Origin of the sequence: Pseudomonas helleri (assembly GCF_045830615.1) — a bacterium.
GTDB classification, from domain to species: Bacteria; Pseudomonadota; Gammaproteobacteria; order Pseudomonadales; family Pseudomonadaceae; genus Aquipseudomonas; species Aquipseudomonas helleri.
Window position 1 is genome coordinate 1,653,586 of sequence record NZ_CP174501.1, and the last position, 12,532, is coordinate 1,666,117.

General features: G+C 57.8%; 13 protein-coding genes. 1 reads left to right on the forward strand and 12 read right to left on the reverse strand.

Annotated features, from left to right (window positions below):
• Positions 1 to 88: 88 nt before the first annotated feature.
• The 6 genes from ACJJU9_RS07685 to ACJJU9_RS07710 all read right to left on the reverse strand — a co-directional run bounded on the left by ACJJU9_RS07685 (position 89) and on the right by ACJJU9_RS07710 (position 5,382).
• Positions 89 to 742, reverse strand: a complete 654-nt coding sequence (locus tag ACJJU9_RS07685; protein WP_407730377.1) for an HAD family hydrolase — start codon at positions 740 to 742, stop codon at positions 89 to 91.
• 34 nt (positions 743 to 776) lie between these two features.
• Complete coding sequence (locus ACJJU9_RS07690) at positions 777 to 1,766, reverse strand: ABC transporter ATP-binding protein (RefSeq protein ID WP_407730378.1); 990 nt, start codon at positions 1,764 to 1,766, stop codon at positions 777 to 779.
• Positions 1,763 to 2,563: an ABC transporter permease gene (locus ACJJU9_RS07695; RefSeq protein ID WP_123750370.1), complete on the reverse strand. Its 801-nt coding sequence runs from the start codon at positions 2,561 to 2,563 to the stop codon at positions 1,763 to 1,765. Before ACJJU9_RS07695 ends, ACJJU9_RS07690 begins: the two co-directional genes overlap by 4 nt.
• Complete coding sequence (locus ACJJU9_RS07700) at positions 2,550 to 3,386, reverse strand: ABC transporter permease subunit (RefSeq protein ID WP_048391213.1); 837 nt, start codon at positions 3,384 to 3,386, stop codon at positions 2,550 to 2,552. Before ACJJU9_RS07700 ends, ACJJU9_RS07695 begins: the two co-directional genes overlap by 14 nt.
• Positions 3,383 to 4,198: an alkaline phosphatase family protein gene (locus ACJJU9_RS07705; RefSeq protein WP_153334573.1), complete on the reverse strand. Its 816-nt coding sequence runs from the start codon at positions 4,196 to 4,198 to the stop codon at positions 3,383 to 3,385. The genes ACJJU9_RS07700 and ACJJU9_RS07705 overlap by 4 nt, the downstream gene beginning before the upstream one ends.
• A gap of 116 nt (positions 4,199 to 4,314) precedes the next feature.
• Complete coding sequence (locus tag ACJJU9_RS07710) at positions 4,315 to 5,382, reverse strand: ABC transporter substrate-binding protein (RefSeq protein ID WP_048368607.1); 1,068 nt, start codon at positions 5,380 to 5,382, stop codon at positions 4,315 to 4,317.
• Positions 5,383 to 5,717: 335 nt separating this feature from the next.
• Between ACJJU9_RS07710 and phnR the strand changes: the two genes are divergently transcribed.
• A complete protein-coding gene (phnR, locus tag ACJJU9_RS07715) occupies positions 5,718 to 6,437 on the forward strand; it encodes a phosphonate utilization transcriptional regulator PhnR (protein WP_407730379.1) in 720 nt (239 codons plus the stop codon).
• 70 nt (positions 6,438 to 6,507) lie between these two features.
• On the opposite strand, the gene ACJJU9_RS07720 is transcribed toward phnR, so the two are convergent.
• From ACJJU9_RS07720 to minD, 6 genes are all read right to left on the reverse strand, one after another.
• Entirely contained in the window at positions 6,508 to 8,667 is a 2,160-nt protein-coding gene (locus ACJJU9_RS07720) for a mechanosensitive ion channel family protein (RefSeq protein ID WP_407730380.1), read from the reverse strand.
• Between the two features lie 106 nt (positions 8,668 to 8,773).
• Entirely contained in the window at positions 8,774 to 8,950 is a 177-nt protein-coding gene (locus tag ACJJU9_RS07725) for a hypothetical protein (RefSeq protein WP_164488139.1), read from the reverse strand.
• 179 nt (positions 8,951 to 9,129) lie between these two features.
• Complete coding sequence (locus ACJJU9_RS07730) at positions 9,130 to 10,419, reverse strand: M18 family aminopeptidase (RefSeq protein WP_123750373.1); 1,290 nt, start codon at positions 10,417 to 10,419, stop codon at positions 9,130 to 9,132.
• Between the two features lie 157 nt (positions 10,420 to 10,576).
• Positions 10,577 to 11,212: an RluA family pseudouridine synthase gene (locus tag ACJJU9_RS07735; RefSeq protein ID WP_048368603.1), complete on the reverse strand. Its 636-nt coding sequence runs from the start codon at positions 11,210 to 11,212 to the stop codon at positions 10,577 to 10,579.
• A gap of 90 nt (positions 11,213 to 11,302) precedes the next feature.
• Positions 11,303 to 11,557, reverse strand: a complete 255-nt coding sequence (minE, locus tag ACJJU9_RS07740) for a cell division topological specificity factor MinE (protein WP_019410761.1) — start codon at positions 11,555 to 11,557, stop codon at positions 11,303 to 11,305.
• Between the two features lie 3 nt (positions 11,558 to 11,560).
• Entirely contained in the window at positions 11,561 to 12,373 is an 813-nt protein-coding gene (gene minD / locus ACJJU9_RS07745) for a septum site-determining protein MinD (RefSeq protein ID WP_048368602.1), read from the reverse strand.
• Positions 12,374 to 12,532 lie beyond the last annotated feature (159 nt).

Here is a 12,532-nt window from a genome sequence, read left to right on the forward strand (position 1 = left end):
ACAAATCTGTAGGAGCGAGCTTGCCTCGCGATCTTTTAAAAAAGATCAAAAGATCGCGAGACAAGCTCGCTCCTACGATTTTTCCATTTTACTTCCAGTGATGAATCGGCCAGCCTGCCTTCTCTGCGTGCTCAAGCAATACCGGGTCCGGGTTGACCACATGCGGGTGATCCACTTTGAGCAGCAACGGCAAGTCGTTGCGTGAGTCGGAATAAAAACTCGCGCCCTCAAGGTTTTCTTCTTGCTCGTCCAGCCATTCCAGCAGGCGCGTGATCTTGCCTTCACGGTAGGTCAGGGTGCCCACGGTGTTGCCGGTGTACATGCCGTGTGCGACTTCCAGTTCAATACCCAGCACTTCATCAATGCCCAAACGCTCGGCAATCGGTTTGACCAAATGCACGCCCGATGCCGAAATAATCAAAATGCGATCCCCGGCCTTGCGGTGAGCGGCCACGGTTTTGGTCGCGTCACTGAAAATGATCGGTTCGATAAAGTCTTCAACCCATGGGCCGACCAAATGCTCGACTTCTTCAGGGGTACGCCCGATCAAGGGCTCCAGGCTGAAGGCCATGTAGTCTTCCATCTTCAATTCGCCTTGGCTGTAGGCGTGCATCAGTTCGTTATTGCGCTTTAAAAACTCCTCCGGATCGACCCACCCCAGGCGGCCCATTTGCTCGCTCCACAAGGTGGCGCAGTCGCCATGAATCAACGTTTCATCCAGGTCAAAAATTGCCAGGGCCATCAGTGCAACTCCCTTTTCATGGTGCTCAAAAGCATCAGGCTACCTCACATAAGGCGCTGGAATCGATGGTCAACGCCACGCGCTGACCATCCGCGTACAGGTCGGCCGCAGAACGGTTGAGCACATCCACGATCAACTCCACGCCACGGACTTCGACCCTATAGCGGATCACGTTGCCCAGCAGGCTGTGGTTGCGGATGAGTGTGTCGGCCTCGCCGTGCAAGCTCAAGCCCAGGGTTTCCGGGCGTATGGCGATGCGGCTGGTGACCGGGCGCTGCAACAAACGGCTGGCGGTGTCGGCGTCCAGCAAGTTGTAGTTGCCAATAAAACTCGCGGCAAACACGTCCACCGGCGCGACATAGAGGCTTTCGGCATTGCCGCTCTGGACGATCCGGCCCTGGTTCATCAGGAATATACGATCACTCATGGTCAGCGCTTCTTCCTGATCGTGGGTGACGAAAATAGTGGTCAGCCCCAGTTCGCGCTGGATCTGCCGGATCTGCTCGCGCAAATGCTTGCGGATACGGGCGTCCAGTGCTGACAACGGTTCGTCCAGCAGCAACAGGCGCGGGCGCGTCACCAGTGACCGGGCCAGCGCCACACGCTGGCATTGGCCGCCCGAGAGTTGATGCGGGTAGCGCTTGGCAAAGTCATTGAGCTCGACCAGTTGCAGCACCTCAGTCACGCGTTTTTGGCTGTCATTGGCGTTGACTTTTTGCATGCGCAGGCCAAACGCAACGTTTTGCTCAACGGTCATGTTGGGGAACAGCGCGTAGCTCTGGAACACCATGCCAATCCCGCGTTTTTGCGGATTGAGCGGCACGATGTCCTGGCCATCGAGTAGGATCTTGCCGTCATCCACCGGCGTCAGCCCGGCGATGCAGCGCAGCAGCGTTGACTTGCCGCAGCCCGACGGGCCGAGCAGGGTGACGAACTCGCCCTTGCTGATGGTGAAATTGATGTCGCTGAAGACCGGCGTGCCGGAGTAGGTTTTTTGCAGGTGTTCGACGCTGACAAAACTCATTGGCTTTTGTCCTTGTTCAGGAAGGTGGCAACCCAAGTCAGCACCAGTACAAATAGGAAGTACGAGATCACCAGCGCACTGGTGAAATGGCCGCTGCTGTTACGCATGTTATTAAGGAACACCTGCAAAGTTTCGTAGCGGGTGCCGACCAAGATGTTGGCAAACACAAACTCGCCAAACAGGAACGAAAACGACAGCAGCAACGCCACCAGCAAGCCTTTGCGCAAGTTCGGCAACACCACCAGAAACGCCGCCTGCCAGGTGCTGGCGCCGAGCAGTTGAGCGGCGTCCATCAGGTCGTGCAGGTTGATGGCTTGCAGGTTGTTGGTGATGGCCCGGTACATAAAAGGCAGGGCCACGGTGAAGTAGCAGCCGATCAGGATCCACGGCGTACCGACCATGGCCATCGGCCCCGAGCCGTAGAGTTGCAGCAGACCAACCGACGACACCACCGGCGGCACCGCAAACGGCAGCAAAATGAGGATGTTCATCAGCGCGTCGAGCTTGGGGAAGTGGTAATGCACCACAAACAGCAGCGGCAGAATCAACACCACCGATAGCAGCAAAGACCCGAAGCAGATCAACAGGGAATGGCCGAATGCGGTCAAAAAGCGCGGGTCGCTCCACAGTTGCAGGTACCACTTGAAGGTAAAGCCGCTGGGCAACACGGTGGCGGACCAACTGCTGGCGATCGAGTACACAAATGTGCCCAGCAGCGGCAACAGCAAAATAATAAACAGCAGGTAAACCACCGTGCGGTGATAAACGCTGGCGGTTCCGGTTTCAGCGCGCGACATGGTAGCTCCTCTTTAACAGCCACTGATGCACCAGCGTCACCAGGGTCATCAACCCAACCAGAATCACCGCCAGCGCACTGGCCATGTTCGGGTCCAGGCTGATGTCACCCGAGACCATCGCGGCAATGCGGATAGGCAATACGTTGAAGTTGCCGGTGGTCAGCGCATACACCGTGGCGTAGGCGCCCAAGGCGTTGGCCAGCAGGATCACAAAGGTGCCCAGCAGTGCCGGTGTGAGGACCGGCAAGCCAATAAAACGCCAGAACTGCCAGCTGTTGGCCCCCAGCAATGACGCTGACTCGCGCCAGTCTTCACGCAGGGCATCAAAGGCCGGGTACAGCAGCAGAACACCTAGCGGGATCTGGAAGTAGGTATACAGAATAATCAGGCCGGTTTTGGAGTAGAGGTTGAAGTCCTCGATGATCCCCGCCTGTTTCAGCATGATCGTGATACTGCCGTTAAACCCCAGCAGGATGATGAAGGCAAAGGCCAGCGGCACCCCGGAGAAGTTGCTGGTCATGTTGGCGAAGGCGTTAACGAAGTTGCGCAGCTTTGAGTCGACTTTGTGCAGCGAGTAGCTGCCGAGTACGGCAATCACGATGCCGAACAGGCTGGACCAGAAACTGATCTCCAGGCTGTGCTGGATGGCCTGCAAATAGAACTTCGAGGCGAAGATCTTGCTGAAGTTATCCAGGCCCCAGCCGGTGTCTTCTGATTGCAGACTGTGTACCAGCACCCACACCAGCGGGGCAATCTGGAACACGATAAAGACAATTGCAAAGGGCGCGAGGCACAACAATGCCAGCCATTTACCACGGGTCATGGCGCGGGTCTCAATAAGGTCTGGCACAGCGGTTTGTCATGGGCGACGCCCAGCAATTGGCAAATCGTGCCGCACAGTTCGGTTTGTTTGGGGGTGGCCTGCGGGTCCAGGCTAAAGGCGTCGCCAAGTACAAACAGCGGCACTTCACGCTCTTCGGGTAACAGGCCATTGTGCGAGCGGTCGTTGTTCATGCCGTGATCGGCGGTCACCAGCACCTGGTAGCCCGCGTCCAGCCAGCCTTGCAGGTAATCGGCCAGCACAATGTCGGCAGACCGTGCGCTGTTGCGGTACTGCGAGCTGTCGAGGCCGTGCTTGTGGCCGGCATCGTCGATGTTCATCGGGTGCACCAGCAAAAAGTCCGGCGCATGGCGCAGGCGCAGGCTTTCGGCATCGGCAAACAAATGGGAATCGGGGTAGTGATCGTTCCAGTAAAAATGCCCGTGCTGGATGGGCAGGTCGCTGTCTTCAGTGTGGCGGTCACGGGCCGCGATAAAAGGCGAGCGGTTATACAGTTCGCTGACCCAGTGGTAAGCCGCGGCGGCGGTGCTCAAACCTGCCTCGCGGGCGTAATGGAACACGCTGCGCTGGTGAGACAGGCGCGAGACATTGTTGTGCACAATGCCGCTTTCAATCGGCGGCACACCCGTGAGGATGCACTCGTAAAGAGGGCGCGACAGCGCTGGCAATTCACAGGTGAGCTTGTACAGCGTGGCGCGTCCTGCGCTGACATACGCCTGCAAATGCCCCATGGCATGGCGGGCAACGTCATGATTGAGTCCGTCGAGTACCACCAAAATGACCTTGTGTTTCATGTACTGCGACTCCGCGGGTAAAGCACAGAATGTGTAGGAGCGAGCTTGCCTCGCGATCTTTTAAACGCTCAAAAGATCGCGAGACGAGCTCGCTCCTACAGGGGAGGTACAGCTCTTTACTGCATGTTGATGATGACTTCTTCCTGCCATTTCTGAGGCAGGGCCTTCGCGGTTTTTTCCCATGCGTCGGCGTCTTTGATCGGCGTCACGTTCTTGTACTGCTCGTTAGGCAGCAGCTTGGCCTTCACGTCGTCTGGCAGGGTCAGGTGTTCGGCGCGGATCGGGCGGGCGTTGCCACGCGCCAGATTGGTTTGGCCGGCATCGCTGAAGATGTATTCGCGGGTCAGTTTGGCGGCGTTCGGGTGTTTGGCGTATTTGTTGATGATGGTGGTGTAACCCGAAATCACAGAGCCGTCCGACGGGATCAGTACCACGTAGTCATCCGGGTTGGCCATTTTGGCTTTGTAGCTCAGGCCGTTGAAGTCCCAGACCACGCCCACTTCAACTTCACCTTTTTCCATGGTGGCGATGGTCGGGTTGGCCAGTGACAGGCGGCCTTGCTTGGCGATATCAGCAAACATCAACAAGGCTGGCTGAATGTTCTTTTCATCACCGTGGTTGGCAAAGGCCGCAGCCAGAACACCGTTGGAGGCTTGCGCGGCGGTGCTCACGTCACCGATCGAGACCTTGTATTTACCGGATTTGAGGTCAGACCATTTGGTAGGCACTTCAGAGCCGTGCAGCAGCTTTTTATTGACGATAAACGCGATGGTGCCGGTGTAGGCCAATGCCCAGTTACCGTCTTTGTCCTTGGCCCAGGCCGGGATCTGTTCCCAGGTGGTGGGTTTGTAGGGCTGGGTCACGCCTTTGGCCACCGCGATAGGGCCGAAGGCGGCACCGACGTCACCGATATCAGCACTGGCGTTGTCTTTTTCGGCGGCAAACTTGGCCACTTCCTGAGCCGAACTCATGTCGGTGTCGACATGCTTGAGGCCATACAGCTTGTTCAGGTCTTCCCACGTGCCTTTCCAGTTGGCCCAGTCATCGGGCATGCCGACACTGTTCACGGCGCCCTCTGCCTTGGCGGCAGTTTCAAGTGCTTTTAAATCGACATCGGCGGCCATGGCCGAGGTGCAAAGGGCGATGCTGGTGCCTAACAGTGATGCCAGAAAAAACTGTTTCATCTGAAGCTCCTGTGGGGGGTGTTCACGCTGGTTTTTTTAGAGTTTTGCAGTGGATTGGTCTAGGTCAGCAATACCTGAGCCAATTTAAGGGGGCTGCATGACACTTTAATGTCGGCATTGGTTGTGCAAGCACTTTTACAGGCCCGCCACGCGCCGTGAGCTAAGCGTAGACCATGGTCAAGGCCCCGGCGGGTGTGGACTTGAGGGTTAAAAGAGGTGTCAGTGTCATCGAACAGTCATCTGCACTGCCTAGGCTGGCATCCTCAAGAGTTAAGTGTTTTGCAGGCCGAGCCTGCCCACATTTGGTGCTGGACTAGTCCAGATAGGTAACGTTGATGCGTGAAGGTGCACCCAAAGCGGTGACAGCCATTGGTTTGGCCCTGCAAGAGCAAATCGAACATGGCTTGCTGACCTGCGGCAGCCAATTGCCGGCTGAAAGAAAACTCAGCGAACTGTTCGCGACCACCCGCATCACGGTGCGTGAAGCGTTGTTGCAACTGGAAGCGCAAGGCGTGGTGTATCGCGAGGAGCGGCGCGGCTGGTTTATTTCGCCGCCGCGCCTGGCCTACAACCTGATGCAGCGCAGCCACTTTCACGCGATGGTCAGCGCCCAGGGACGAGTGCCGACCACCGAGGTGATTTCGGCGCGCTTGCAGCCGGCCTCGGCCGCCGTGTGCGCACGTTTGCAGTTACCGGCGTTTTCCAGCGTTATCCAGATCTGCCGGGCGCGGCGCATTGATGGGCGTTTGGTGCTGTATGTCGAGCATTACCTGAACCCGCAATACTTCCCGCAGATTCTGGATTTTGACCTCACGCAGTCGATCACCGAGTTGTATGCGCGGCACTACGATTTGCATTACGGGCGGGTGCGTTTTGAGATCGTGCCGACCGCCTTGCCCGCCGAGGCGGCGGCAACGCTTAAAGTGTCGACGGGCAGCCCGGGGTTGAGGATCGAGCGCATCAACTATGACCAGCACCAGCGGCTGATCGACTGTGACATTGAGTATTGGCGACATGACGCGATCCACGTTGGTGTGGATGTGCTGGAGCGTTAGGCCTGCGGCTTGCCTTGCGAGCTTTTAAAGGTCAAAAGATCGCGAGGCGAGCTCGCTCCTACAGGGGGGGTTATTCCTTTTGTAAGTTCCCGCTGCTGGCGGTCACTACCTGCACGCTCAGGCGTGGTGTCGCGAGGTCAAGGCCGGCTTCATCCAGATGGCGCTTGAGCGACAGGTTGAACGCCCGTGACACTTCCCATTGCTTGATCGGCGCGGTTTTGAAGCGTGCGCGCAAAATTGCGCTGCCCGACTCGAAACTTTCGACCCCTTGAATCTCCAGCGGCGACCAGATGTTGCGGCGCTGCAGCGGGTCGGTGCGCATCTTTTGTCCCACCTCGCGCATCAGCTTGATGGCGTCGTCGATTTCCATGTTGTACGGGATCGCCACGCGGAAGATCGCGTAACCGAACTCGCGGGAATAGTTTTTGATGCTTTTGATTTCACTGAACGGAATGGTGTGCACGATGCCGTCAATGTCGCGCAGGCGCACGGTACGAATCGTCAGGCCTTCGACCGTGCCCAAGTGGCCGCCGACATCCACGTAATCGTCGATGGCCAGCGAGTCTTCAATGATGATGAACAAGCCGGTAATCAGATCGGCAACCAGCGACTGTGCACCAAAACCAATGGCCAGACCGATCACGCCGGCACCGGCCAGCAGTGGCGTGACGTTCATGCCCATGTTCGCCAGTGCGACGATCAGCGCAATGATGAAAATGGCTGCAAACAGCACGTTGCGAATCAGCGGCATCATGGTTTGCGCGCGGGCATTGGCCAGGCCTTTGCGCGAACGGGTCAGGGCGTGGTGGATGGCGGTATCGGCGAGAATCCAGATCAGCCAGGCAAACAGTAACGTCCCCGCCAGGCCGAACAGCTTGACGCTGATTTCATGGCCTTCACCCTCGGTGAAACCGATCAGAGAGAGGCCCCACACGCGCAACCCCAGCTCGATGAACACCAGCCACACAATCAAGTGCGCCAGGGTGTAGACAAAGCTCTTGAGCCGTTCCGAATACAGCGCGTGGCGCTTGGGCCCGCGTTGTGGCTTTTGCGCATGGCGGCGCACCAGCCCGTTGATCACCATGCACAGCACCACCAGCACGGCGCAGATCAGCGACTGGCGCAGCGCGGTGCTGGTATCGCCCGCCGACAAGAAGGTGGCGAACAGTGAGATGCCCACCAGAATCAGCGCGGCGATGTACCAGTAAGTGCCGAGGGTCTCGATGCTGTCGCTCAAGGCGCGGCGGGTGAGGCGGCGTGACAGCGGCTGGTTACGGATAAGGTGAGCGATGGGGCGGCGGAAGCGGATGATAAACAGCCCGGTCGACAGCGCCGCCATCACGTTGGCAAACGTGGCCACGGTATGTGCCAGGTGCACGCCCAGTGAGGCGACCATGCGCGGGTCGCTGAGTGCTTCACCAAAGGCGGCAAAGCTGCCGATCCACCACAACGGGCGGAAGGCCTGATGCCGCAGAATATGCAGGGCGCGATGACGGTGCGGGCCATCGAGCAATGAAAACAAAATCACGCAGGTGGCTGAGAAGCAAGTGCCGATCACCAAGGCGTAAGCCAGCGCCATGGCCAGGTCTTTGCCCAGTGACGATGGCAAGGCGTAACTCATGTACACCGTGATCACCAGCGCCACCAGCCAGGGGCCGAGCTTGCGCAAGGCAAAGCGCAGCATGTCGACGGCTTTAGGGTGCTGCGGCAGTTCCTCGCTCAGGCCAAAGCGCAAGCGCACGCGATGGCTAACCCAAATCAGCAGTGAAGCCAGCAGGCTCCAGATCATGATGATCAGCGCAAAGGCAAAGATGATGGGCACCCATTCCTTGGCGGGCAGCATCAAGGCCACCAGTTCATCTTTGGCCTGGCCGATTTCTTCGCTCCAGCGCGAGGTGGGGCTGTCGTTACCCGAGAACTGTTTTTCGAGGTCGGCGAGGGTGCTGCCGATCAAACCCAACACGCCGATTTCAGCTTCGGGCTGGGCTTTTTTGGTGGCATCGCGAAGCTTTTTAAGGTCCGCCAGCAACTTGCTGCGTTGCTGGTCGTTCTCAAGGTTTTTGATCACCTCGTCCAGCGACTGGCCCAAAGGCTCGGTGGGTTGCGTTTGGGTTTTATCCGAACTGGGAAGCAGGCTGGTTATGCCCACAGCTTGGGCCGAAGCGAGCGGCAGCAAGGTCAGCAGACAAATCAGTAGCCAATAGGGCCGGGCAAAGAGACGAAGAAACACTAGGCGATCACCCTCGGAAAGTACGGATCGGACGAGTGTACGCTAGGCCCCGCGATCATTCATTTCTTGTCATACATAAAATAAGTGATCGCGGATGCGGTGCTATTTATTGATTCAGTTTGGCGAGAATTTTAAAAACGATGGTGCCGAAGATCAGCAACATGCCAAACCAGATCGACAGTACACCGGGTTTACTGTCGCGAAAGTTGAAGCCAATGGTGAGCAGCAACATACCAATCACAATGGGGATCAACATGGAATTAAAGGCGGATATTTCGAGCATGTTCTGGACCTGAAGAAGTTAATCACCCAAGTCTAGGTGGCTTTACGCAGAAGTGGGGTGATGTGTATCAAAAATGAATCGCCCGGGCACTGTGCCTGTGTAGGAGCGAGCTTGCCTCGCGATCTTTTAATTGTTTAAAAGATCGCGAGGCAAGCTCGCTCCTACACAGGTTGGGTGTTTTACGGAAGTTCGTTGCTGGCGTAGAACGCGCTCAATACTTTGACCAGGTGCGCCAGGTCGTGGCTACCGGCCAGTTCACGGATGGAGTGCATGGCGAAGGTCGGCAAGCCGATGTCTACCGTACGCACACCCAGGTGGCTGGCGGTGATCGGGCCGATGGTTGAGCCACAGCCCATGTCGCTGCGCACCACAAAACTTTGCACCGGCACTTCAACCGCCATGCACAGATGACGGAAGAACCCCGCCGTTTCACTGTTGGTGGCGTAACGCTGGTTGCTATTGACCTTGATCACCGGCCCGGCATTAAGTTTGGGGCCGTGGTTGGCGTCGTGCTTGTCGGCGTAGTTGGGGTGCACGCCGTGGGCGTTGTCGGCCGAGACCAGCAGCGACTTCTGAATGGTGCGCACAAATTCGTCACCTTCCGGCAGTACGCGCTGGAGGATCTGCTCCAGCATCGGGCCGTCCGCGCCGCACGCCGAACACGAGCCGACTTCTTCGTGGTCATTGGCCACGAACAGGCAGGTTTCGTCGGTGTCGGTGTTCAACAGCGCTTGCAGACCGGCGTAGCACGACAGCAGGTTGTCCAGGCGCGCACCGGCAATAAAATCACCGTTGAGGCCGATCACCGCAGCGCTTTGGGTGTCGTAGAAGCTCAGCTCATAGTCGAGCACCACGTCGGCGTTCAGGCCGTGTTCGCGGGCAAGCTGGTCGGTGAGCAGGGCGCGGAAATCCACGCGCTCATCACCTGCAACCTGCGCCAGAATCGGCGGCAGTTCGGTTTGCGGGTTAATCGCCCAGCCTTCGTTGGCCGTGCGATTAAGGTGGATAGCCAGATTGGGGATGGTCGCAATCGGCGCGCGAAAGTCGATCAACTGGCTCTCGACCTTGCCGTCACGGCGGAATGTCACGCGCCCGGCCAGCGACAGGTCGCGGTCAAACCAGGGGGCCAGCAACGCGCCGCCGTAGACTTCCACGCCCAACTGCCAAAAACCCTGGCGTTGCAGCTCAGGTTGAGGCTTGACCCGCAGGCAGGGGCTGTCTGTGTGAGCGCCGACCATGCGGATGCCGCCTTGCAGGGGCGAATGACGGCCCAGCTTGAAGGCGACGATGGAGGAGTCATTACGGGTGACGTAATAGCGGCCGTTGGCTTCGGTGTACCACGTCTCGCGCTCGTCGAGGCGCTGGTAACCGGCGGCTTCCAGGCGTTGAACAAGGCTGGCGGTGGCATGGAACGGGGTAGGGGAGGCCTTGAGAAAGTCGATCAGGCCTTGGTTCAACTCTTCGCGCATAAGTTACTCCAGACAGCAAGGCCGCGAGTTTAGCGCATTGATCATAAAATTTGACCAGCAAAAACGTGCAAACCCTTTGTAGGAGCGAGCTTGCCTCGCGATCTTTTAAAGATCAAAAGATCGCGAGGCAAGCTCGCTCCTACAGGGCGTGAAGCTTTTAAAACGGGGCGGGGCACTCGAAGCGCAGGCGTTCGCCGGTCTGCGGATGGGTGAAGCTGAGCATGCTGGCGTGCAGGCACAAACGCGGGTAGGCCGCCAATGCCTGCGGGTGCGCGTACAGGCCATCGCCCAGCAGCGGGTGGCCAATGGACAACATGTGCACGCGCAACTGATGCGAACGCCCGGTAATCGGCGTCAGTTCAACCCGGCAATAATCGCCGCAACGCTCCAGGACTTTCCAGAAGGTCAGCGCGTTTTTACCAAACTCGTGGTCGACCACGTGGCGTGGCTTGGTTGGCGGGTCGTAGCGCAGGGGCAGGTCGATGCTGCCACTGTCCAGCTCCGGTTGGCCCCAAGCCAGCGCGGTGTAGGCCTTTTCAGTTTCGCGGTCGTGAAACTGACGCGACAACTCGCGGTGCGTGTCGGCATCGCGGGCCAGCAGAATGATCCCCGAGGTTTCCCAATCCAGGCGGTGCACGATGCGGGCTTCGGGGTAGCCGTTTTCTTGCAGGCGGGTGATCAGGCAGTCTTTGTTGTCTTCGGCGCGGCCCGGCACCGACAGCAGCAAGGTCGGCTTGTTGACCACCAGAACGCCTGCGTCCTGATGGATGATGTGAATATTCGACAACGGCATTAAAACAGCCTCTTAACAAACGCCAACGGCGGCTTGGAGATCCCCCTGTGCAGAGAAACCTCCAAGCCGCCGTGGTATCAGCCGGATCGATTAACGATCTGGCAGGGTGATGTTGAGTTCCAGAATCGAGCAGCTACCCTCGTTTTCAAGGGCGATCTGTACTTGATCATCGCCGATGTTGACGTATTTGCGGATCACCTCGACCAGCTCTTTTTGCAGGGCTGGCAGGTAGTCCGGGGTACTGCGTTGGCCGCGTTCGTGCGCCACGATGATCTGTAGACGCTCTTTCGCGACCGACGCGGTGGTTGGCGTTTTGCGGGTACGAAAGAAGTCAAAAATGTTCATTGTTTAATTGCCTCCAAACAGGCGCTCGAAGAATCCCTTCTTCTGTACATCGAGGAACCGATGCTCCACGGTTTTGCCCAGCAAACGATCAACCGCATCGCTGTAGGCCTGACCGGCGTCACTTTGGTCATCAAGGATCACCGGCACGCCCTGGTTGGATGCCTTGAGCACCGCCTGGGATTCCGGGATCACACCCAACAGCGTAACCGCCAGGATTTCCTTGACGTCTTCAACGCCGAGCATTTCACCCTTGCTGACGCGATCCGCGTTGTAGCGGGTCAGCAGCAGGTGTTCCTTGATCGGGTCTTCGCCCAGTTCGGCGCGGCGCGATTTGCTGGCCAGCAGGCCCAACATGCGGTCCGAGTCACGCACCGAAGACACTTCCGGGTTGGTCACGACAATCGCTTCATCCGCGAAGTACATAGCCAGGTGAGCGCCGGTTTCGATGCCCGCCGGAGAGTCGCAGACCACGTATTCGAAGGTTTCTTTGAGTTCCATCAGAACTTTTTCGACGCCTTCTTTGGTCAGGGCGTCTTTGTCACGGGTCTGGCTGGCAGCCAGCACGTACAGGTTTTCCAGACGTTTGTCTTTGATCAGCGCCTGTTGCAGGTTGGCTTCGCCGTTAACCACGTTAACGAAGTCATACACCACGCGACGCTCGCACCCCATGATCAGGTCGAGGTTACGCAGGCCAACGTCGAAGTCGACGATGACGGTTTTGTGCCCGCGCAGTGCCAGGCCCGTACCGATAGCGGCGCTGGTGGTGGTCTTACCCACACCACCCTTGCCGGATGTAACCACTAGAATCTTGGCCAAGGTGCTTCACCCCTAAGGAAAAAGGACTTTTTAGTCCCTGAATAACATCTCTAAATAAACGACAACAGGTGAACAGTCTTGGTGGACATCCCCCAAGCCAAGCCTACATAACGTAAACACTGGCTGATTGCTGACTTCCTACAAAGACTAGTCTGTTTT

Excerpts from the sequence above, each read along its gene's own strand:
- ACJJU9_RS07695 (WP_123750370.1), bottom strand. The coding sequence starts at position 2,563 with ATGTCGCGCGCTGAAACCGGAACCGCCAGCGTTTATCACCGCACGGTG.
- ACJJU9_RS07690 (WP_407730378.1), bottom strand. The coding sequence starts at position 1,766 with ATGAGTTTTGTCAGCGTCGAACACCTGCAAAAAACCTACTCCGGCACG.
- ACJJU9_RS07725 (WP_164488139.1), bottom strand. The coding sequence starts at position 8,950 with ATGCTCGAAATATCCGCCTTTAATTCCATGTTGATCCCCATTGTGATT.
- ACJJU9_RS07685 (WP_407730377.1), bottom strand. The coding sequence starts at position 742 with ATGGCCCTGGCAATTTTTGACCTGGATGAAACGTTGATTCATGGCGAC.
- phnR (WP_407730379.1), top strand. The coding sequence starts at position 5,718 with ATGCGTGAAGGTGCACCCAAAGCGGTGACAGCCATTGGTTTGGCCCTG.
- ACJJU9_RS07705 (WP_153334573.1), bottom strand. The coding sequence starts at position 4,198 with ATGAAACACAAGGTCATTTTGGTGGTACTCGACGGACTCAATCATGAC.
- ACJJU9_RS07710 (WP_048368607.1), bottom strand. The coding sequence starts at position 5,382 with ATGAAACAGTTTTTTCTGGCATCACTGTTAGGCACCAGCATCGCCCTT.
- ACJJU9_RS07700 (WP_048391213.1), bottom strand. The coding sequence starts at position 3,386 with ATGACCCGTGGTAAATGGCTGGCATTGTTGTGCCTCGCGCCCTTTGCA.
- ACJJU9_RS07730 (WP_123750373.1), bottom strand. The coding sequence starts at position 10,419 with ATGCGCGAAGAGTTGAACCAAGGCCTGATCGACTTTCTCAAGGCCTCC.
- minE (WP_019410761.1), bottom strand. The coding sequence starts at position 11,557 with ATGAACATTTTTGACTTCTTTCGTACCCGCAAAACGCCAACCACCGCG.
- ACJJU9_RS07735 (WP_048368603.1), bottom strand. The coding sequence starts at position 11,212 with ATGCCGTTGTCGAATATTCACATCATCCATCAGGACGCAGGCGTTCTG.